Raw genomic sequence first — 21,186 nt, 5'->3', positions numbered from 1 at the left:
GGTTCGCGGCAATGGCGTCACTAGACTGGCCAGCGGGGCCTGTTCTTTGTACGGAAGCTACTTAAGTCAGCTACTTGTTTGCATCAGAACTGCGCCAGCGAAAATCAGCTACAGAGCCGGAGACACTTGATGAGCCACGATCTGACAACGACAGCGGGAAAGATTGCAGACTTCCGCGACCGCCAGGCCCGTGCAGAACAGCCTTCCGGTCCGGAAGCGATCGAAAAGCAACACGCGCGCGGTAAGAACACTGCCCGCGAACGCATTGACCTTCTGGTCGATCCCGAATCTTTCGTTGAGTTCGACGCCTTGGCCGTCCACCGCTCCACCGCCTTCGGCATGGAGAAAAAGAAGCCCCTGGGCGACGGCGTCGTCTCCGGTTACGGCACGGTAGACGGGCGCCTCGTTGCCATCTACAGCCAGGACTTCAGCGTCTACGGCGGCTCCTTGAGCCAGGTCAACGGCGAGAAGATCGTCAAGGTCCAGGAATTCGCCCTCCGCAATGGCTGCCCGGTAGTCGGCATCAACGACGGCGGTGGCGCGCGCATCCAGGAAGGTGTGGCCTCGTTGGCCATGTTCGCGGATATCTTCCGCAACAACGTGCACGCATCCGGCGTAGTCCCTCAGATCTCGCTCATCATGGGCCCGTGCGCCGGCGGCGCTGCCTACTCCCCCGCCCTGACCGACTACGTCGTCATGGTGGACAAGACGTCCCATATGTTCATCACCGGCCCCGATGTGATCAAGACCGTCACGGGCGAGGACGTGGATATGGAAACGCTGGGCGGTGCCCGCCAGCACAATGCCACCACCGGAACGTCCACGTACCTTGCCTCCGACGAAGCCGACGCGATCGAGTTCGTCCGCGAACTCCTGGATTTCCTGCCTTCCAACAACCTCTCGGAGGCCCCGGTTGTAGAACACGACCAGGAATTGGAACTCGACGACGACGACCTCGCCCTGGATGGGCTGATCCCGGATTCGGCCAATCAGCCCTACGACATGCGCAAGGTCATTGAGCAGATCGTGGACGACGCCCACTTCCTTGAAATGCAGTCGCTTTACGCCCCCAACGTCATCATTGGCTACGGGCGGGTCGAAGGCCACACCGTTGGCATCGTTGCGAACCAGCCCATGCAGTTCGCCGGAACCCTGGACATCTCGGCGTCCGAGAAGGCCGCCCGGTTCGTTCGGCACTGCGACGCTTTCAACATCCCCATCATCACGTTGGTTGACGTGCCCGGCTTCCTCCCCGGCAAGGACCAGGAATTCCAGGGAATCATCCGTCGAGGCGCCAAACTCCTGTATGCCTACGCTGAGGCCACGGTGCCCAAGCTCACCGTTATCACCCGCAAGGCCTACGGTGGCGCATACATCGTGATGGGCTCCAAGAAGCTGGGCGCGGACCTGAACCTCGCCTGGCCCACCGCCCAGATCGGTGTCATGGGCGCACAGGGTGCAGTGAACATCCTTTACCGTCGCGACCTCGCAGCGGTTGCCGAGGCCGGCGGCGACGTCGAGGCCAAGCGTGCCGAGATCATCCAAGGCTATGAGGAAGAGCTCCTCAACCCTTACCAGGCAGCTCAGCTGGGCTATGTGGACGCAGTCATTGCCCCCTCCGACACACGCCTCCAGATCATCCGCGGCCTGCGCGCCCTCCGCGACAAGCGCGCCAGCCTGCCCACCAAGAAGCACGGAAACATCCCGCTGTGAGCCCGGCACACGAGAGCGCTGCGGCGCCCGAACCTGTTGCTCCCATGTTCTCCGTGGTCAAGGGAGAACCCACGGCCGAAGAGCTCGCGGCGCTTGCCGCCGTCGTCGCTTCCGTGGGAGTACCCCAAACGTCGGCGCCTGCAAAGCCGAATGTTCGTCATTGGGTGCGCCGTCAACAGTTGCGCCTTGACCCCACGCCGGGTCCGGGCGCCTGGAAGCGCAGCCGCGGATAGCTTCGCTTCTCCCGGTAGGGGGAAAAAGTGCAACAACCCTTTCACGTGAGCCGACTCCCGGTTAGGCTCTGTGGGTGACTAATGCAAACACGCCTGCACGACCCAAGACCGCCATCGATTCCGTTGCTGACGCGTACACGGAAAACCTGATCGAACTCAATCCCAGCTTTGCCACCACGCTGGGGTTGCCGGGGCACGAGACTGAATATCAGGACTACTCGCCAGCGGGTGCCGAGGCGCATGCGCAGGCCACCCGGCAGGCGCTGGAATCGCTGGCGGCCTTGGAACCGACCGACGAATCCGACGTCGTCACACTGGACGCAATGCGCGAGCGGCTCGGCCTGGAGCTGGAGATCCATGAAACCGGCTGGGATGCTGCCGACCTCAACAACATCGCCTCGCCCGCGCAGGATATCCGCGCCATCTTCGACCTCATGCCGACGGACACTGTTGAGCAGTGGGAACACATCGCAGGCCGTGCCGCCAACGTTCCCGGCGCAATCGAAGGCTACATTTCCTCGCTTCGCGCCGCCAAAGAAGACGGCAAAGTAGCCGCAGCCCGCCAAGTTCGGATCGTCATCGAGCAAACCGGCCGGTACGCCGCCAAGGACGGCTTCTTCGCCAAGATGGCGGCCGGAGCCACGCTGGCTGGTTCGCCGCTCCCGGCGGACCTTCAGTCCAAGCTCGACGCCGGTGCCTCCGCGGCGCGATCAGCCTACGAATCGTTGGGTACTTTCCTCCAGGACGAGCTTCTCCCCGTTGCCCCGGAAAAGGACGCGGTGGGACGGGAACGGTATGCCCTGGCTTCCCGCTCGTTCCTGGGCGCGGCCGTAGACCTCGAGGAAACATACGCCTGGGGCGTCCAGGAGCTGGAACGGCTCATCAGCGAACAGGAAAAGGTAGCCGCGCAGATCAAGCCCGGCGCCAGCATCGAAGAAGCCAAAAGCATCCTCAACAACGATCCGGCCCGCCAGATCAAGGGAACGGACGCCCTGAAGGCGTGGATGCAGGAGCTCTCGGACCGCGCAGTATCCGAGCTCGCCGACGTCCATTTCGACATCCCGGATGTCATGAAAACCCTCGAATGCATGATCGCCCCCACCGACGAAGGCGGCATCTACTACACCGGCCCGTCCGACGACTTCTCCCGGCCCGGCCGCATGTGGTGGTCCGTTCCCGCCGGCGAAGACACCTTCACCACCTGGTCCGAAACGACCACGGTTTACCACGAAGGCGTGCCCGGCCACCACCTGCAGGTCGCCACCGCCACCTACCGCCGCGAACTCCTGAACAACTGGCGCCGCAACGCCTGCTGGGTCTCCGGACACGGCGAGGGTTGGGCACTCTACGCTGAGCAGCTCATGCTGGAACTGGGCTACCTCAAAGACCCCGGCGACCACATGGGCATGCTGGACGGGCAACGCATGCGCGCCGCCCGCGTTGTGTTCGACATTGGCGTCCATCTGGAACTGCCCGTCCCCGAACGCTGGGGCACCGGAACCTGGACTCCCGAGAAGGGCTTTGGCTTCCTCAAATCCAACCTCGACATCAGCGAAGGCCAGCTCCAGTTCGAATTCACCCGCTACCTCGGGTGGCCCGGGCAGGCACCGTCATACAAGGTGGGCCAGCGGCTCTGGGAGCAGATCCGGGCCGAGCTTGAAACCCGCGAAGGGTTTGACCTGAAATCGTTCCACAGCAAGGCACTAAATATTGGCTCGGTCGGCTTGGACGTGCTGCGGCGGGCGTTGCTCGGGTGAGTCTTCGAGACGCACGCCACACCGGGTTCGGGAATAACTTCACAGCTAGGTAACATTTCTAAACGTTCGTTAGGTATGTTATTTGAAGTGCACCTAGCGTGTTCCCGTGAGCACCTCAACCAACACTTCCCCGTCAGCTGGAAAGACCGGCCTCCGGCTCCCCAAGTGGGCAGGATCCTTCGGCGTCCAGATCATCGCGGCCCTCATCATTGGCCTCGTACTTGGCCTCATCGCAAAGTACACCGGCAGCACCAAGGCCGCCCCGAACGGGCTCGGCGCAACTCTTCAAACGATTGGCTCCAGCTACGTCTCGTTGCTGCAGACCGCCGTCGTTCCTTTGATCTTCACCGCGGTGGTGAGCTCCATCGCGAACCTTCGCCAGGTTTCCAACGCCGCCCGCCTGGCCTGGAACACGCTGCTCTGGTTTGCCATCACTTCGCTGGTTTCTGTGCTCATCGGCATCGGCCTGGGTGTGCTCCTGCAGCCTGGTGCAGCTACCGGGATCACTCAGAAGGCCGAGTACGCCGGCAAAACCGGTGACTGGTGGGCATTCCTGATCGGACTGTTCCCCAAGAACTTCCTCGGACTCGGCGCAAGCTCCACTGTCACGGAGAGCGCCAACGCTGCCACCACGGTCAGCACCTCCGTCAGCTTCAACGTACTCCAGATCCTGGTGGTCGCGATCGCCGTAGGCATCGCTGCTCTCAAGGTCGGCAAGCAGGCAGAAGCGTTCCTGACCTTCAACGCCTCCGCACTGGCCGTCATCCAGAAGGTCCTGTGGTGGATCATCCGCATCGCTCCGCTGGGCACTATCGGCCTGATCGGTAACGCCGTTGCCATCTACGGCTGGGACACCATCGGCTCCCTGGGCAAGTTCACTGCCGCCATCTACATTGGCCTGGCACTTGTGCTCTTCGTGCTCTACCCCATCCTGGTCCGCGTCCACGGCCTTTCCATCAAGCAGTACTTCTCCGGTGTTTGGCCGGCCGTGCAGTTGGCATTCGTTTCCCGTTCCTCGATCGGTACGCTGCCGCTCACGCAGCGCGTCGCCGAGCGTAACCTTGGCGTCCCGTCCGGCTATGCTTCGTTCGCCGTGCCGCTCGGTGCCACCACCAAAATGGACGGTTGCGCGGCGATCTACCCCGCCATCGCAGCGATCTTCGTGGCCCAGTTCTTCGGTATCAACCTGGACTTCAGCCAGTACCTGCTGATCGTCCTGGTCTCCGTGCTTGGTTCCGCTGCCACGGCAGGTACCACTGGCGCCGTCGTCATGCTCACGCTGACCCTGTCCACGCTGGGACTGCCGCTGGCCGGCGTCGGACTCCTGCTTGCAATCGACCCCATCCTGGACATGGGCCGGACGGCCGTCAACGTGGCAGGCCAGGCCCTGGTCCCCGCCATCGTGGCCAAGCGCCAGGGCATCCTGGACGAGTCCCTTTACAACGCGCCCCGCAATGGTGCCGCGTTCGCTGACGAGTTCGCCAACGACACCGCTGCTGCCGCAACAGAGGCGCGCGAACTGGCCGACTCCAAGGCCTGATCCGAGCACTGGCCGGTTCATCACCGCCTCACGGACAAATCCCCCGGGAATCCCCGGGGGATTTGTCCGTTTAAAGGTGAAATTCTGGGTAGGCTCGGGTCCATGTTGATCGTCACCTCCAATGAGATACCCGGCCACCGCATTGATGCCGTCTTCGGCGAAGTCATGGGCCTGACCGTCCGCTCGCGCGATATTGGCTCGCAGATGCTTGCTGGCTTCCGCTCCCTCGGTGGCGGGGAGCTGCCTGAAATGACCAGGGCGCTCTACGAAAGCCGACAGGAAGTCATGGCCCGCATGGTCAACGAAGCACAACAGCGCGGCGCCAACGCAATTGTCGCCATGCGCTTCGACACCTCCGAAATGGGGACCAACTGGACGGAAGTCTGCGCCTATGGCACGGCCGTCTACGTACTTCCGCTCGGCGAGGGCGAGCCCGGCGCCACGGGACAGTCGGTGTACCTGACAAAGAACGCAGGCCAACAGGCCGCCCAGCCGCAGCAGAACACTCCCCCGGCTCCCCCGCAGCAGCAGCCCACACCTCCGCACCAGTTCTGACCCTGACTCGATCTTGTTCGCAGATCCTTACCTTGAAGGTCAGGACTGGCGAACAAGATCGGGATCCTTACTGCCAACGCCGTTCCCGCGCGTCCCCGGCAGGGGCGGGGCCTTGGACCGGTATCTGTGTCCGGTAGGCGTAATGATTTCCAGTGTGTGCATGCCGGGCTTCCCAGCCAGCGGCTTTGCCGTCCAGCCGGGGTTTTCCTTGGTGTGGTTGCACTGCTCGCAGAGTCCAGCCCCGTTGGCCAGATCGGTTGGTCCACGATTTTGCCACGGAACGATGTGGTCGATATGCCGAATGGGCGCGTCACAATATGGTGTTCGGCAGGTATTGTCCCTTGCTTCGATGAAGCGCCGCATTCCGACAGGGAAAAGGCGCGCCTTTGAGTCCGTCGACACAAGTTCACCGGTACCAGGTGCTGTGAACAGCCTGCGAAGCCACACGTCAATGCCCGGTTCTTGAGAAGTCTGCCCGCGAGGGTCCTGCCCGCTGGCCGTAGCCACGCCCTCACCTGCTTCGATGAGTGACCGCGCCCAGCCGGCAGGAACAATCCCGTATCTCTTGAGCCGTGCGGGCTCAGTGTCGCCTTGGAAGAGGGTGCGGTCGGTCATAATGAGCTGGACCTCCACCTTGGAAATGCCGTCAGCGGTACCGGTAAGCCGATCAACCAAAGTATCAGCCATGACTTGCCCACGGGAGCGGTCATCTCCGCTGGATTTGGCAGTGTCAGCGAATTGGCTGAGGGCTGCGTAAGCTGCAACGCCTTGGGCTACGGGCAGCAGTGCGGTGAGGTAGGTCATCGTATCCGGTGCAGGGCGCAGGCTGACGTGCCGCTCCGTGGCTGCGCGGGCTGCGCGCTGGGTGACGGAACGCGGGTCACGGCGGTAAGCGGCTGCTTTGACTGCAGCGATGATGGCGCGGTCTCCGGCGCAGTCGAAGGTTCCGGTGTCGGCGGCGAGTTCTTCGTCGACCGCGCAGCGGTCTTCCGAGGAGAGGCAGGCTGTTTCCTTTACCAGCAGCGTCGCCCGCCACTCGTTGAGCTGGCCAGCCTCCACCGCAGCCAGGGTGCGTGGCATCTCAATCAGCAAAGCCTTTGCCAGGCCCAGCAACCGGGATCCTCGGTTCGGCGACTCCCGCCTGGCCAACGCCACCTGCGCGGCCACTCCCTTGCCCTGCTCCGAGGCGGGAACGCCGGCCTCCGCCTGCGCCTGACGCTCGGCCCGATCAAAGGCCACGGCAATCCTGGCCTGCAGACCGGAGATGGCGGACTTCATGTCCTCCAACACACGCAGTTGGTCAATCAGGTCACTTGCAATCGTGCCTGCCCGGACAGCGTTGCCCGGGTGAACAGGCGGGAGCGCCGCGACTGTACTCCCGCGCTGCTCCTGCATCTTGTCCATGCCTCAACTCCCCCAAAGGGGTACGACAATTATTAGTAAAGACCGGCAGGCCCGATGAAATATTGCGCAGAGTGCAAACTTGCACTTAGTGTAAGTATGTGACTTCCATCAGCAGCGAGCCGAGCACCGTGGAGTCGGCCGAACCCGCCGGACCTTCACGGCGCGAGCTCAACAAGGCGGCAACCCGGGCCTCCATCACCACCGCAGCCCTTGACCTTTTGCGCACCAGCGGCCCGGGCAATTTCACGGTCGAGGACATCACTGCCAGCGCTGGCGTTTCGCGGCGCACGTTCTTCAACTACTTTTCGAGCCTCGAGGCTGCCCTCGCATCCGTGGCCGACGGCTTCATGGATCGCGCCCTCGAGCAATTCCGCCTGAGGCCAGCGGACGAGTCGATCCTCGAATCCGCACAGGCCGCGCTGATGGCCCTCGCTGACCCCATGTCCGTAGCACCCATGGCCGAACTCTTCAGCCTCACCCACGAGAACCGTTCCCTGGCCCGTTCCGAACTCGAAGCATGGGAGTACTGCACGGGGCAGATTATCGACGCCGCCCGCGGCAGGCTTGGCCCGGACACCAGCGAGCTCTACCTGCATGCCCTGGCCGGATCCGTCATCTCGTGCGGCAAGGCAGCCATGACAGTTTGGTTCGCCGAACGTGGTCCTGACCTATCGGCCGAATCGCTGGCGGTTCTGCGCCAGTACCTCATCGACGCCATGGGCCTGCTGGGAGCCGGCTTCGCGCCGTCGTCGGAAGCCACTCCGCAAGCGGCGTCAGCTGCACAAGCATCATCCTCCTACTCCACAGATCGGTTCTGACATGGCCTCGTTCCTCTACCGTCTCGGCAAGTTTTCCTACCGCCGCCGCTGGCTCGTCATCTCGCTGTGGCTGGCAGTCCTCCTGGCCGTGGGAGGTTCGGCCGCCGCGTTCCACGGCACCATGTCCAACAACTTCAGCATCCCCGGCACGGAAACGCAGAGGATGGCCGACAAACTCAAAGAAGCCCTGCCCGACGCGTCCGGCGGCTCGGCGAGCGTGGCCTTCGACGCCGGCGACTCCGGTTTTGACCAAGCCAAGAAGGACGCCGTTGCCACTGCGCTCACCAAGCTTGAAGCCATGCCGGACGTGCAGGGAACGGTGAATCCGTTCACCACGCAGGAGCAGCTGGACAAGGCCGCGGCCGACATCGCCGATGGCGAAGCGAAGGCTGCCGAAGGCAAGACCCAGCTGGACGCAGCCCGTGCCCAGCTGGAAGCGGGCGAAGCCCAGCTTGCCGGTGCGGAACAGCAGATGACCGCAACAGGCCTCACGCCGGCACAAATCGAGGCCCAACTTGCGCCTCAGCGTGCCGAACTCGCCGCCAACAAAGCAAAGCTCGACGCCGGTGCCAAGGAAGCAGCAGACGGAGCCACCGCGTTGGCCTTGGGAAAGCGCCAACTGGAGGCCTCCCAAGGCATGCGCTTCGTGTCCACTGACAACAAGGCCGCCATCGCCCAGGTCCAATTCAAGACTTCCATCAATGCCGTTGATCCCGCCGTCCGCAAGCAAGTTCAGGACATTGTTCAGGGCGTCTCCTCGGCCGGTGTCACGGCATACGCCAGCAAGGAAATCACCGAAGACGTCTCACAGATCTTCGGAGTGGCGGAGATCGTCGGTGTCGCAGTGGCAGCCCTCGTTCTGATCCTCATGCTGGGCACGCTCATCGCAGCCGGCCTGCCCCTCGTCATGGCCCTCATCGGCGTGGCGGTGGGCGTCGGCGGAACATTCGCGCTAACCGGCGTGATCAACATGAGCTCCATCTCCCCGATGCTTGCCCTGATGCTCGGGCTTGCAGTCGGCATCGACTACTCCCTGTTCATCGTCAACCGCCACCGCAACCAGCTCCTCGCCGGAATGGACGGCGAGGAATCCGCAGCCCTCGCCACCGGAACATCAGGCAACGCCGTACTGTTCGCGGGTCTCACCGTCATCATCGCGCTGGCGGCACTCGTGGTCCCGGGGCTGCCCTTCCTGGCTGTCATGGGTGTTGCCGCCGCAGCGACAGTTGCCGTCGCCGTCGTCGTTGCTTTGACCTTGACGCCCGCCGTTCTGGCTTTGATCGGCCCCAAACTCATCTCCAAGCGAGCATGGGCCAAGGCCGCGAAGCACAATGCCGAGCCGGGCCACGAAGCCGCGGACCGGGCCCTGGAAGAGAAGCGCAGCAGCAGCGGCTGGGGCGGCTTGGTCACACGGCATCCTTGGGTTTCACTTGTAGCCAGCGTGGTTCTGTTGGGCGCCCTGGCGCTGCCGGCTTCCCAGCTTCGTCTGGCACTTCCCGACGGCGGATCCGAGCCAGTCGATTCGCAAGCCTTCAAAGCCTACGACCTCACGCGCAGCAGCTTCGGCGAAGGCGTCACCGGACCGATCGTCGTCGTCGCCGAATTCCCGGAGGGGCTCAGCGAAACCGATGCCAAGAACAAGCAGTTCGACGTCGCGGAACAGCTGCGTAGCGTGGAAAACGTCACGGCGGCCGTGCCTGTGGCCCTGAGCGAAGATCGCCGCACGGCCGTCTTCCAGGTCATTCCCAAAGAAGGCCCAGCCAGCGCCAGCACAGTCCAGGTAGTTTCCGACATCCGGGCTAGGGGCACTCAAATCCGCGAGAACCTCGACGTCAGCATCGGCCTCACCGGCCAGACTGCCGGCAACATCGACGTCTCCGCAAAGCTCGGGGCTGCACTGCCGCCGTACTTGGCGATCGTCGTCGGACTTTCGCTGATCCTGTTGCTGCTCGTCTTCCGCTCGATTGTGGTTCCTCTGCTCGCCACCGGCGGGTTCCTCTTGTCACTGGCCGCCGCATTCGGCGCCGTCGTGGCCGTCTATCAATGGGGCTGGTTGGGAGCAATTTTCGACGTCGCCAACCCGGGCGCCGTCCTGAGCTTCCTGCCGATCATCCTGATCGGCGTGCTGTTTGGCCTCGCGATGGACTATCAGGTGTTCATAACATCGGGCATGCGTGAATCCTTTATGCATGGTGAGAACGCTAAACACGCCGTTCGCACCGGATTCAGCCACGCCGCAGCAGTCGTCACCGCAGCCGCGATCATCATGGTCAGTGTGTTCTCCGGCTTCATTTTCAGCCACCTCACCATGGTGCGGCCGTTGGGCTTCGCGATGGCGTTCGGTGTGCTCATCGATGCGTTCGTCGTCCGCATGACAATCGTTCCCGCCGTCATGTACCTGCTTGGCGAGAAGGCCTGGTGGCTGCCCAAGTGGTTGCAGCGCATCCTGCCGGATGTGGACGTCGAAGGCGCCAAACTGAACCGGAGCGACCGCCGCACGGCCGGCTCCGAGGAACTGGTCCACTGATCCTCGCTCACATCCACCACCAATCTGACCGGCCCTCTCTCACATCCACCCCCAATCTGACCGTCCCTCTCTCACATCCACCACCAATCTGACCGGCCCTCTCTCACATCCACCCCCAATCTGACCGTGCCTCTCTCACATCCTGCAGAACGTCCGACGTCGGCGCTCAACCTTGGAGCCGACGTCGGGCGTTTCTGGCGTCGAGCCGAATCAGAGCATTGATAACCTCGGCAGCCGTGCGGCGAGTGAGGGTCGGCGGCGGCACGTCGTTGGGCCATTCCTGCCCGCGGGAGACCCAACCGGTCTTTAATCGCGCCGCGCGTCCACCCGAGATATCGGCGATGGGATGATCTCCCACCATCCAGCCATCAGTCAGATCGCAACCCAATTCCTGCGCCGCCAGCCGAAAAATCCCAGCATCAGGCTTCTTCATGCCAACAGCCTCGGAAATCACGACGCAATCGACGTAGGGTTCAATTCCTAGGTGTTCGATCTTCTTTGTCTGCTGAGCCGTGGCCCCATTCGTGACGATGCCAATCCTCCAGCCGGCCTCCCGCGCCTCCCTCAGTGCGATGCGCGTACGCGGATCCATGGTCATCAGTTCCACATGCTCAAAGAGCAAGGTGTCTACCAGGGCTTCGATTCCAAGGTCCATGCGAAAACGCTGTTTGATGGCAAGAGCCAAGGATCCCCTCGGCTCATAACCATCCCGGTCTGCAGTGATAAGCCATGCTGCATCAGAATGCGGCCTGCCAAGCGAGCGCACGAAATTCGTAGCCCAGTAAGCGAAAGCCGAAGTCCTGTCGACCAAGGTGTTGTCCAGGTCCACGAGCAGCAGCATTCGACCAGCGTAGGCGATGTGAGAGAACATCCCCCCAAAACCGACAGGAAGTGAGCGAGCATCCCCCCAAAACCGACAGGAAGTGAGCGAGCATCCGCAGAAAACGGGCAGGAAGTGAGAGAACAACGTATTAGGCTGGGACGGTGACCCGATTGATCCTTGCCTCGCAATCCCCTGCCCGCACCAAGTTGCTGAGGGAAGCGGGAATCCAGCACGACATCCTCGTCTCGGACGTGGATGAGGACGCGGTGCAGGCGCACTACGGCGTCACGGACGCGCACGACACTGCGCTGCTGCTGGCCCGGGCAAAGGCTGAAGCCGTGGCCGCGCTACCCGAGGCCGAGGGCGCCCTGGTGATCGGCTGCGATTCGGTTTTCGAGTTCGACGGCGAGTCCCACGGCAAGCCCTACACGGCGGAGGTCGCCCGCGAGCGGATGCTGCGCATGAGCGGCTCCAAGGGTGTGCTGCACACGGGTCACTGGCTTGTTGATTGCCGGGACACCGCAGCCGACGTGGACGAGAACGAGCCCGCGGACGGAACGGGAGCGACGGTCGGCTCTGTGTCGAGTGCCGAGGTTCACTTCGTTGAGATGACGGCGGACGACATCGACGCCTACATTGCCACCGGAGAACCGCTGCACTGCGCGGGCTCGTTCACCATCGACGGCCTGGGCGGCGCATTTATCCGCAAGGTGGACGGCGACCCGCACGCCGTCGTCGGGCTTTCCATCTCTACCCTGCGCGAACTGCTGGTCCACGCGAACGTTGGAATCACCGAACTGTGGGACGCGCACCAGTAGAAGCGATTTGTAGCAACCCTACAAAGGAACATCGCCTCACACACGGAATCCCCCATCAATATGGGCGGAACCCTCACAATCACGCTAGGCTCCTCAAGGACAGAAGGAGTCAACAACTTGTCAGCTAACCCGGCGCAGCCCATTTCCAGCCCTCTTACCAAGGTCTTGATTGCCAACCGCGGCGAAATCGCGGTCCGCATCATCCGAGCCGCCCGGGACGAAGGCATCGCCTCCGTAGCCGTCTACGCAGACCCGGACCGTGACGCCCTGCATGTCCGCCTCGCCGACGAAGCGTATGCCCTTGGCGGCAACACCGCGGCTGAGTCGTATCTGGTCATGGACAAGATCATCGACGTCGCCAAGCAGGCGGGCGCTGATGGGATCCACCCCGGGTACGGTTTCCTCGCCGAAAACGCAGAGTTCGCTGCCAAAGTGATCGAGGCCGGCATCACCTGGATCGGCCCCTCCCCCGAGGCGATCTCTGCCTTGGGAGACAAGGTACAGGCGCGCCACATCGCCGAAAAGGTGGGCGCCCCATTGGTTCCCGGCACCGCCGACCCCGTCCAGGACGCGGACGAGATCCTGAAGTTTGCCGAGGAATTCGGCTTGCCCATCGCCATTAAGGCTGCTTTTGGCGGTGGCGGACGCGGCATCAAGGTTGCCCGCACCATGGAAGAAATTCCGGAGCTGTACGAATCCGCAGTCCGTGAGGCCATTGCAGCTTTCGGCCGCGGCGAGTGCTTTATCGAGCGCTTCCTGGACGCCCCGCGCCACGTCGAGACGCAGTGCCTGGCGGATGCATACGGCAACGTCGTCGTCGTCTCCACCCGCGACTGCTCACTGCAACGCCGCAACCAGAAACTCGTCGAGGAAGCCCCGGCTCCGTACCTCAGCGAGGAGCAGAACAAGCGGCTCTACGAATCCTCCAAGGCCATACTGAAAGAAGCCAACTACCTCGGCGCGGGTACTTGCGAGTTCCTCGTGGGCCAGGACGGCACCATCTCCTTCCTCGAGGTCAACACCCGCCTCCAGGTGGAGCATTGTGTTTCCGAGGAAGTTACGGGCATCGACCTCGTACGCGAACAATTCCGCATTGCGCGCGGCGAAGTACTTGGCTACGAGGACCCCGAGGTCCGCGGCCACTCCTTCGAGTTCCGCATCACCGGCGAAGACCCTGGCCGCAACTTCATGCCCGCGCCCGGCACGGTCAGCACGTTGAAGAACCCCACTGGCCCGGGCATCCGCGTGGACTCCGGCATTGAGCAGGGCGACGTCATCAGCGGAAACTTCGACTCCATGCTGTCCAAGCTGATCGTCACCGGCGCCACCCGCGAGCAAGCCCTCCAGCGCTCGCGCCGTGCCCTTGAGGAGATGGTGGTGGAAGGCATTCCCACCGTCATCCCCTTCGACCTGGCAGTGGTCACCGATCCCGACTTCGCACCGGCAGATGGCCCGTTCAAGGTCCACACCCGCTGGATCGAGACCGAGTTCGTCAACAACATCCCCGCGTGGACGGCCAGCGGCGCGGGTGCGGAAACGCCCGACGCCGGTGAGCGCCAGCGCGTCGTCGTCGAGGTTGGCGGCAAGCGGCTTGAGGTCGTTCTGCCGTCCGGCTTGGGCGCCAGCGTCGCCGCTGTTTCCAGCGGCTCGGGCACCAAATCGGGCAAGTCCAAGAAGCGTTCCCGCTCGGCAGGGGCTGCAGCCGCTGCCGCCGGCGGGGATGCGCTGACCTCGCCGATGCAGGGCACCATCGTCAAGGTCGCAGCTGCCGACGGCGACGTCGTGGCCGAGGGCGATCTGATCGTTGTCCTGGAAGCCATGAAGATGGAGCAGCCATTGACGGCCCATAAGTCCGGCACAGTTCGTGGCCTCGCAGCCAGCGCCGGTGAGACGGTCGCTGCAGGCGCTGTCATCGCAACGATTGAGGACTAAGCGAGCATCGAGGACTAAGCCAGCTTAACGACGTCGGCCCCGCACCTTCCGGTGCGGGGCCGACGTCGTTAATGTCCCCAAGGTCAGGCGACGTTGTTCTCGTAGTCCATGTCTTTGGTTTCGCGAGTGAACCAGAGCGCCACGAAAGTGACTATGGCGGCGATTGCCATGTACACGCCCACCAGCCAGGTGCTGCCGTTGGCTGCCGACCAGAGAGCGATGGCGACGAACGAGGCGGGGGCCGCTCCGATCATGGAAGACAGGTTGTACGCCACAGCAGAACCGGTGTAACGGACGTTGGCCGGGAACAGCTCGGGCAGGATGGCTGCCATGGGGCCGAAGGTCAGGCCCATGAGGGTGAAGCCCACAATGAGGCCAACCATGGCTGCTGCCTGGCCGGGGCCAAACATGGTGAACCACAGCGCACCGAATCCGAAGATCCCGGCGGTGACGCCGAGCAGGAACTTGCGGCGGCCCCATTTCTCGGCCAGAGGGCCGGAAACCACGGTGAAGATACCAAAGAACACGACGCCGATGATCAGCATCCAGAGGAAGTCGGACCGGGTGATGCCCAGACCGGGAACAAACGCCGCAATCTGGTCCGCCGTCATGGGCTTGCCGGCCTTTTCGGCCGCGGCCTGGGCGCCGGCCAGGGTTGGCTTGGTGCCGTAGGACAGCGTGAACGTGGTCATGATGTAGAAGAGCACGTAGGTGGCGAACATGATGAAAGTGCCGGCCAGGACCGGACGCCAGTGGCTCTTGAGGGTCGCGGCGAGGGGCAGCTTCTGGACCTTTTCCTGTTCGATCACCTTGGTGAAGGACACGCTCTCCACCAGCTTCAGGCGAACGTAGAGGCCCACGATGACCAGGACTGCGCTAAGGATGAACGGAACACGCCAACCCCAAGCGAGGAATTCTTCGGCCGACAGGGCAACGTTCATCCAGATGAAGATCACGTTGGCGATGATGAAGCCAATAGGGGCACCCAGCTGCGGGAACGTTCCATAGATGGCACGCTTGCCCTCGGGGGCATTCTCGGTTGCCAGCAAAGCTGCACCGGACCATTCACCACCCAAAGCCAGGCCCTGGAAGAAGCGCAGGATTACCAACATGATCGGGGCCAGGATCGCCCACCCCTGCATGGATGCCGTGGGCAGGAGTCCGATCAGGAACGTTGCGATACCCATGGTCAACAGCGAGGCAACCAGGGTGCCCTTGCGGCCGATCTTGTCACCAAAGTGGCCAAAGACGACGGCGCCGATGGGACGGGCGAAGAAGGCAACACCGAAGATGGCGAACGCACTGAGCAGCGCATTGATGTCAGTGGCGTCGGGGAAGAAGAGCTTGGGGAAGACGAGCACTGACGCAGTGGCATAGGCGTAGAAGTCGTAGAACTCGATCGTCGTGCCGATCAGGCTGGCGAAGATCACTTTGCCCCGCGAGTTCACTGGCTTGGTGTACTCGCCTTCCTTGGACGTAGCAGTCGAAGACATGTAGTAGCAGCTTTCGTTCACACCGGCCGATGGCCCTGGGAGCCTGCCCGGCGAAGGATTATTCGAGAGTTCAATAATAGTTCCCGCAGTCCATTGACTGGACAACTAAGTCCACTATGCGGACTAGTCGAAAAGTCTCACACTGTGGTCCGGGCCACACTACCTCACCATTGCCTCACGCGCTGGTGACCCCGCCGATAGGGAAATGTCACAGCACGTTTACAAAGGGCGACGGTCCGCGAAACGCGTGAAACCTACCTTGGAAGAACAACGTCCCCCAAAGGAGGCACTCCGTGACTGTTGACCGCACTGCAGAAGAACTGGCCCCCACCCAGTCCACTGCTACCGCCGTTCCCACCCTTGAACACCGCCCCGGGCGCTGGATCGCCAACTGGGATGCCGAGGACAAGGGCCAGTGGGAAGCCGAAGGCCGGTCCATCGCCAAGCGCAATCTGTACTGGTCGATCTTCGCCGAATTCCTCGGCTTTGTCGTATGGCAGCTCTGGTCGATCGTTGTCGTCCAGCTCCCCGCAGCAGGATTCAAGTTCGACACCAACCAGATCTTCTGGCTCATCTCCATCCCCAGCCTCGTAGGCGCCACGCTGCGAATCCCCTACACCTTCATGGTGCCTAAGTTCGGTGGCCGCAACTGGACCATCGTCTCGGCACTGCTCCTCCTGATTCCCGCCAGCGGCTTGGCGATCTGTGTTTCCAATCCGGAAACTCCGTTCGGTGTCATGCTCCTGGTTGCAGCCCTCGCTGGCTTCGGCGGAGGCAACTTCGCCAGCTCGATGGCCAACATCACCTTCTTCTACCCGGCACGCGAAAAGGGCTGGGCCCTCGGGCTGAACGCCGCGGGCGGAAACCTGGGTGCCGCCATCGCCCAGCTTGTGGTTCCCATCGCCATCACCCTGCTTGCAGCTGGAACGGTCAACCTCCCCATGGCCGGCATCATCTGGATCCCGCTGATCCTGATCGCGGCCTTCGGTGCCTGGAAGTACATGAACAACCTCACCAGCGCCAAGGGTGACGTGGCCGGATCCGTTGCGGCCCTCAAAGAACCGCACCTGTGGATCATGGCGTTCCTTTACATCGGCACGTTCGGTTCCTTCATCGGCTTCGCCGGCGTCTTCCCGAAACTGATCAAGGACTACTTCCCCGATTTCTCCTCCATCCACGTCGGTGCGGTGGCCTTGTCCCTGGCATTCCTCGGCCCGCTGGTCGGTTCCCTGGCCCGCCCCTACGGCGGACGCATGGCAGACCGCATGGGCGGCGCCCGGATGACCATTACCTCGTTCGCTTCAATGGCCGTCATCACGTTGACCATGATCTGGACCCTTCCGCTGAAGAACTTCTGGCTCTTCCTGACCCTGTTCCTGCTGCTCTTCGTAGCCAGCGGATTCGGTAACGGTGCAACGTACCGCATGATCCCGGTGATCTTCGCGACCTCCAGCCGGGCAGCCCGCGCAGGTGCCCCGAGCACCACCACGGCACGGTTGGCTTCCTCCTCACTGGGCCTGATCTCGGCGATCGGTGCCTACGGCGGATTCGTGATCCCCCAGGTGCTGAACGCATCGAACACAGCAAGCGGCTCTTACACCCCGGCGTTCTACGGATTCGTTGGAGCCTACGTCCTGATGCTCACCGTCTGCTGGGCCTGCTACATCCGCCCCGCCCAGAAGCGCAACACGATCGGACACATCTAGATGCCCAACGGCGCCGATACCCACTGCCCGTACTGCGCGCTCCAGTGCGCCATGACGCTGGCCCCGGCTGCTTCGGCAGCCGGCGGCCCAGCGCCGGCGTCCTCGTCCGAGGCAGCACCGGCAAGCCCTGCCACACCCGCGATGCGCGGTGAAGTTGCCGTGCCCCTGGAAGTTTCAGGGCGCGACTTCCCCACCAACCGGGGCGGGCTGTGCCGCAAAGGCTGGACATCGGCGTCGTTGTTGCGTCACAACGGCCGCGTCACCGAACCAATGCTCAAAGGATCCGACGGCGTCCACCGGCCGATTTCGTGGGACCAGGCCCTCATGCTTGTCACCGCTGCTGTGAAGGACACCCAGAAGCAGTACGGAAACGACGCCGTCGGAGTTTTCGGTGGCGGCGGCCTCACCAACGAGAAGGCGTACATGCTGGGCAAGTTCGCCCGGCTGGCACTGCGCACCTCACGCATCGATTACAACGGCCGCTTCTGCATGTCTTCGGCGGCAGCGGCAGGCAACCGCGCCTTCGGCGTTGACCGCGGCCTCCCCTTCCCCGTCACTGATCTGGACTCCGCTTCCGTGATCCTCATGCTCGGCTCCAACGTCGCCGAGACCATGCCTCCGTTCGTCCAGCACCTTCAGGGCGCGCGCGACGCCGGTGGGCTGATCGTGGTGGATCCGCGCCGTTCGGCGACGGCAGCGTTCACGGGCGACGGCGGGGGCATCCATTTGCAGCCAACGCCCGGCACAGATTTGGCCCTCCTTTTGGGCATCAGCCACGTTGTGGTCCACGAAGGCCTGGCTGACACGAGCTATATCGAGGCAAACACCAAGGGCTATGCCGCCGTGGTTCGCAGCCTCAACGCCTTCTGGCCCGAGCGCGTCCAGTCCATCACCGGCGTCCCGGCCACCCTCATCCGCGAAACCGCCCGGCGTCTGGCCCAGGGCGCCCGCAACGGCGGGAGCTATATCCTCAGCGGCCGTGGAGTGGAACAGCACGTCGATGGAACTGACACCGCAACCGCAGCCATCAACCTCAGCCTGCTCCTTGGCCTGCCGGGCTCGGCCCGCAGCGGCTACGGCACGCTGACCGGCCAAGGCAACGGCCAGGGTGGCCGCGAGCACGGCCAGAAGGCCGATCAACTCCCCGGCTACCGCAAGATCACCGACCCCGCCGCACGCGCCCACGTCGCCAAGGTCTGGGGCGTCGACGAGTCACTGATCCCGGGAGCCGGCTTGCCCGCCGTCGAGCTTCTTAAGTCCCTGGGACAGCCCGACGGCGTCCGTTGCCTTTTCGTGCATGGCGCCAACGTTGTGGTTTCGGCGCCGGATACCAACGCGGTGACCCAGGGACTTCGCAGCCTGGACTTCCTGGTGGTGTGCGACTTCTTCATGTCCGAGACGGCCGTTGAAGCCGACCTCGTTCTCCCCGTCACCCAGTGGGCCGAGGAAGAGGGCACGCTGACCAACCTCGAGGGCCGCGTGATCCGCCGCCGCCGGGCACTCACCCCTCCCCCGGGTGTTCGCAACGAACTGTGGCTCATGTCCCGGCTCGCCGGGATGCTGGAAGCACCCTCCACGTTCAGTGACGACCCCGAGACAGTGTTCGAGGAACTGCGCTTGGCCTCGGCTGGCGGTCTGGCTGATTACTCCGGTATCGACTACGACATGCTGGATCGCGGCGAGGCTGCCTACTGGCCGTACCCCGTGGGCAGCCAGGGAACGCCGCGCCTCTTCACTGACGGATTCGCCCATGCCGATGGCCGCGCCGTGATGGTCCCGGTTACCCCTTCCAAGCGTGCTGTACGTTCGTTTGCGGACGACTCCCTGGCACTCGCCACTGGCCGCCTCCTGGAGCACTACCAGTCCGGCGCCCAGACCCGCCGCGTGAGCGAGCTGCTGGCTTCCCAGCCACAGGCCAAACTCCTGATTCACCCTGGCACGGCCGCGGCGCGTGGCATTGCCGACGGCGATTACGCAACCGTGACCAACCAGCGCGGCGAGGTCCTGTGCCGGGCGGAGCTTAGCAATTCGGTCCGCCCGGACACTGTGTTCCTGCCGTTCCATTTCCCGGGCCAGGAAAACGCCAACCGCCTCACGGAGGCGGTCACCGATCCCATTTCCGGCATGCCGGAGTTCAAGACCAGCCGGGTATGGGTCCGGCGGGCAGCGTCCACCACAGTGTCAGCGGCTCCAGTCGCTGTGCCTGCCGGATCCGGGCTGCCCCTGCACGCCAAGGAGGCATCATGAGCGAGCGCATTGTTGTTGTTGGATTCGGTCCGGTTGCTGCGCGACTGGTGGACGAACTGCTTCCCGCGGTCCGTACAGGACTCGTGCAACTTCTGGTGGTCGGACAGGAAGCTGAGGCCGCTTACAACCGTGTCATGGTTGCAGAACTCGGCGTCGGACGGACCACTCCTGAAGCCCTGGCCATGGCCGACGCTGTTGAACTGGAGGCCGACGGCGTTGACGTGCGGTTGGGTGTCAAGGTCAAGAGGATTGACCGCGCACGCCAGCAGGTGATTCTCTCCGACGGCACCAATGAACACTACGACCGTCTGGTGTTTGCCACCGGCTCCCGGCCCGTCATTCCCAACCTCACCGGGTTGAACCCCGATCCTTCTGGCCCCGTGCTTCCGGCAGGTGTCACTGCCCTGCGCGATCTTCGCGATGCCGCGGTGCTCCGCGAAGCTGTGGCCGGCGGCAAGCGCGTCGTGGTCCTGGGTGGTGGCGTCCTTGGCCTGGAAACCGCCCTCGCCGCCGCGGAGGAAGGCGCCCAGGCAACGGTGGTCCATAACGGCCCCTTCCCTTTGGGCCGCAGCATTGACCGCGGCAGCGGTTCCGTCCTGACGAGCAGCCTTCGTGCGGGCGGCGTCCGGATGGCCGGCAATGCCAGGTCTACCGGCGTGGAAACCGCTGGCCCCGGCGGAAGCTTCTCTGCGCTGCTGCTGGAAGACGGCTCGGCGATCGACGGCGACCTGCTGGTCCTCTCCTGTGGAGTCCGCCCGCGGATCGAGCTGGCTGAAGGCTGTGGCCTTCCGACCGGCGCTGGGATCCTGGTGGACCACCATCTCCGCACGTACCACGAGCCGCACATGTTCGCGATCGGCGATTGTGCAGAGGTCCGCTGCCTTGACGCTTCCTGCCTTGATTGCCGGACGGCCACCGGCCCCTCCGGCTTGATAGGCCCGGGCTGGCGTCAGGCCGAGTGGCTGGCTGAATATTTGGTGGTCCTGGCACAAGACGGCCAGGAAGCCGCGGATGCGCTGGAAGCCCTGCCAACGGAAAAGCCGGGCGTTGTGGTCCTGAAGGCGCGGGGCATCAACCTTGCCCTTGCCGGCGACAACCAGGCCGATCCGTGGGACGAAGAGCTGCTTGAAGCCGGGGCCGCATCCGGCCGGGCACGCCGCCAAATCTCCCAGTGGGCCGATCCCGAGCACGGCCGCTACGTCAAGATGACCACCCGTGGCGGCGTGTTGGAGGGTTTGGTAGCCGTGGGCATGCCGCGGACCGCTGCAGAGCTCGTCGTCCTTTTCGAACGTTCCTCAGAGCTACCGGCGGACCGTTCCCTGCTGCTTCGCCTGGACGGCCCTGACCAGTTGGGTTCCGGCAGCGCCACCAGCAACGATCCCCAGCGCACGGTGTGCCGTTGTGCCGGGGTCAGTGCCGCCAGCATCGAGGATTCCGTGTTGGAAGGTTGCAGCACTGTGGGCGAGGTCTCCAAGGCCACCCGCGCCGGCACAGGCTGCGGAGGATGCCACGAGGACATCAAGGGGCTCATCGAAAAACATTTCCAAGCGGCTGCCGCCTGAGTAGCTCGCTCGGTTTCGCGGGAAAGCTGCGGGTTCGTGGGAAGTTTCCCTGCGTGCA

Annotated in this window: 15 protein-coding genes; 12 read left to right on the top strand and 3 right to left on the bottom strand. The window is 63.6% G+C overall.

What is annotated here, in order from left to right; all coding sequences use genetic code 11:
• The first annotated feature begins 129 nt into the window (after positions 1 to 129).
• From AC6I99_RS07315 to AC6I99_RS07295, 5 genes are all read left to right on the top strand, one after another.
• The gene (locus AC6I99_RS07315; protein WP_216925413.1) at positions 130 to 1,713 is read left to right on the top strand and encodes an acyl-CoA carboxylase subunit beta; all 1,584 of its coding nucleotides are present in this window, start codon (positions 130 to 132) and stop codon (positions 1,711 to 1,713) included.
• Between the two features lie 44 nt (positions 1,714 to 1,757).
• Positions 1,758 to 1,946 (top strand): acyl-CoA carboxylase epsilon subunit, encoded by a 189-nt coding sequence (locus tag AC6I99_RS07310; protein ID WP_224093913.1) that lies wholly within the window; start codon positions 1,758 to 1,760, stop codon positions 1,944 to 1,946.
• A gap of 74 nt (positions 1,947 to 2,020) precedes the next feature.
• The gene (locus AC6I99_RS07305; protein WP_497945542.1) at positions 2,021 to 3,703 is read left to right on the top strand and encodes a DUF885 domain-containing protein; all 1,683 of its coding nucleotides are present in this window, start codon (positions 2,021 to 2,023) and stop codon (positions 3,701 to 3,703) included.
• A gap of 106 nt (positions 3,704 to 3,809) precedes the next feature.
• Positions 3,810 to 5,243 carry a dicarboxylate/amino acid:cation symporter gene (locus AC6I99_RS07300; protein WP_497945545.1) on the top strand — a complete coding sequence of 478 codons (1,434 nt, stop codon included), beginning with the start codon at positions 3,810 to 3,812 and terminating at the stop codon, positions 5,241 to 5,243.
• 102 nt (positions 5,244 to 5,345) lie between these two features.
• Positions 5,346 to 5,798: a YbjQ family protein gene (locus tag AC6I99_RS07295; RefSeq protein ID WP_224166887.1), complete on the top strand. Its 453-nt coding sequence runs from the start codon at positions 5,346 to 5,348 to the stop codon at positions 5,796 to 5,798.
• Between the two features lie 39 nt (positions 5,799 to 5,837).
• Here the strand turns inward: AC6I99_RS07295 and AC6I99_RS07290 are convergent, their stop codons facing one another.
• Positions 5,838 to 7,202 carry an HNH endonuclease gene (locus AC6I99_RS07290; RefSeq protein ID WP_497945548.1) on the bottom strand — a complete coding sequence of 455 codons (1,365 nt, stop codon included), beginning with the start codon at positions 7,200 to 7,202 and terminating at the stop codon, positions 5,838 to 5,840.
• 98 nt (positions 7,203 to 7,300) lie between these two features.
• Here AC6I99_RS07290 and AC6I99_RS07285 point away from each other — a divergent pair, with 98 nt between their 5' ends.
• The gene (locus AC6I99_RS07285; RefSeq protein ID WP_497945550.1) at positions 7,301 to 8,020 is read left to right on the top strand and encodes a TetR/AcrR family transcriptional regulator; all 720 of its coding nucleotides are present in this window, start codon (positions 7,301 to 7,303) and stop codon (positions 8,018 to 8,020) included.
• Position 8,021: 1 nt separating this feature from the next.
• Complete coding sequence (locus AC6I99_RS07280; protein ID WP_497945553.1) at positions 8,022 to 10,547, top strand: MMPL family transporter; 2,526 nt, start codon at positions 8,022 to 8,024, stop codon at positions 10,545 to 10,547.
• Positions 10,548 to 10,713: 166 nt separating this feature from the next.
• Here the strand turns inward: AC6I99_RS07280 and AC6I99_RS07275 are convergent, their stop codons facing one another.
• Entirely contained in the window at positions 10,714 to 11,376 is a 663-nt protein-coding gene (locus AC6I99_RS07275) for an HAD family hydrolase (RefSeq protein WP_497945554.1), read from the bottom strand.
• 155 nt (positions 11,377 to 11,531) lie between these two features.
• Between AC6I99_RS07275 and AC6I99_RS07270 the strand changes: the two genes are divergently transcribed.
• Together AC6I99_RS07270 and AC6I99_RS07265 are read left to right on the top strand one after the other, a co-directional pair.
• Positions 11,532 to 12,188, top strand: coding sequence for a Maf family protein (locus AC6I99_RS07270; protein WP_224166883.1), 657 nt, complete (start codon positions 11,532 to 11,534; stop codon positions 12,186 to 12,188).
• A gap of 60 nt (positions 12,189 to 12,248) precedes the next feature.
• Positions 12,249 to 14,120 carry an acetyl/propionyl/methylcrotonyl-CoA carboxylase subunit alpha gene (locus AC6I99_RS07265; protein WP_224091928.1) on the top strand — a complete coding sequence of 624 codons (1,872 nt, stop codon included), beginning with the start codon at positions 12,249 to 12,251 and terminating at the stop codon, positions 14,118 to 14,120.
• 83 nt (positions 14,121 to 14,203) lie between these two features.
• Here AC6I99_RS07265 and AC6I99_RS07260 read toward each other — a convergent pair whose 3' ends face one another.
• Positions 14,204 to 15,613: an MFS transporter gene (locus tag AC6I99_RS07260; RefSeq protein ID WP_497945555.1), complete on the bottom strand. Its 1,410-nt coding sequence runs from the start codon at positions 15,611 to 15,613 to the stop codon at positions 14,204 to 14,206.
• 293 nt (positions 15,614 to 15,906) lie between these two features.
• Here AC6I99_RS07260 and AC6I99_RS07255 point away from each other — a divergent pair, with 293 nt between their 5' ends.
• The 3 genes from AC6I99_RS07255 to AC6I99_RS07245 are packed head-to-tail and all read left to right on the top strand — an operon-like array spanning position 15,907 to position 21,128.
• Positions 15,907 to 17,319 (top strand): MFS transporter, encoded by a 1,413-nt coding sequence (locus tag AC6I99_RS07255; RefSeq protein ID WP_224091923.1) that lies wholly within the window; start codon positions 15,907 to 15,909, stop codon positions 17,317 to 17,319.
• The gene (locus tag AC6I99_RS07250; protein ID WP_497945556.1) at positions 17,320 to 19,566 is read left to right on the top strand and encodes a molybdopterin oxidoreductase family protein; all 2,247 of its coding nucleotides are present in this window, start codon (positions 17,320 to 17,322) and stop codon (positions 19,564 to 19,566) included.
• Positions 19,563 to 21,128 (top strand): FAD-dependent oxidoreductase, encoded by a 1,566-nt coding sequence (locus AC6I99_RS07245; protein WP_497945557.1) that lies wholly within the window; start codon positions 19,563 to 19,565, stop codon positions 21,126 to 21,128. Before AC6I99_RS07250 ends, AC6I99_RS07245 begins: the two co-directional genes overlap by 4 nt.
• Positions 21,129 to 21,186: the final 58 nt, after the last annotated feature.

It is taken from the genome of Arthrobacter sp. TmtSoilC77, assembly GCF_059739415.1.
The sequence above is the reverse complement of the archived record's forward strand: the minus strand, read 5'-3'. Positions and strand labels throughout refer to the sequence as shown.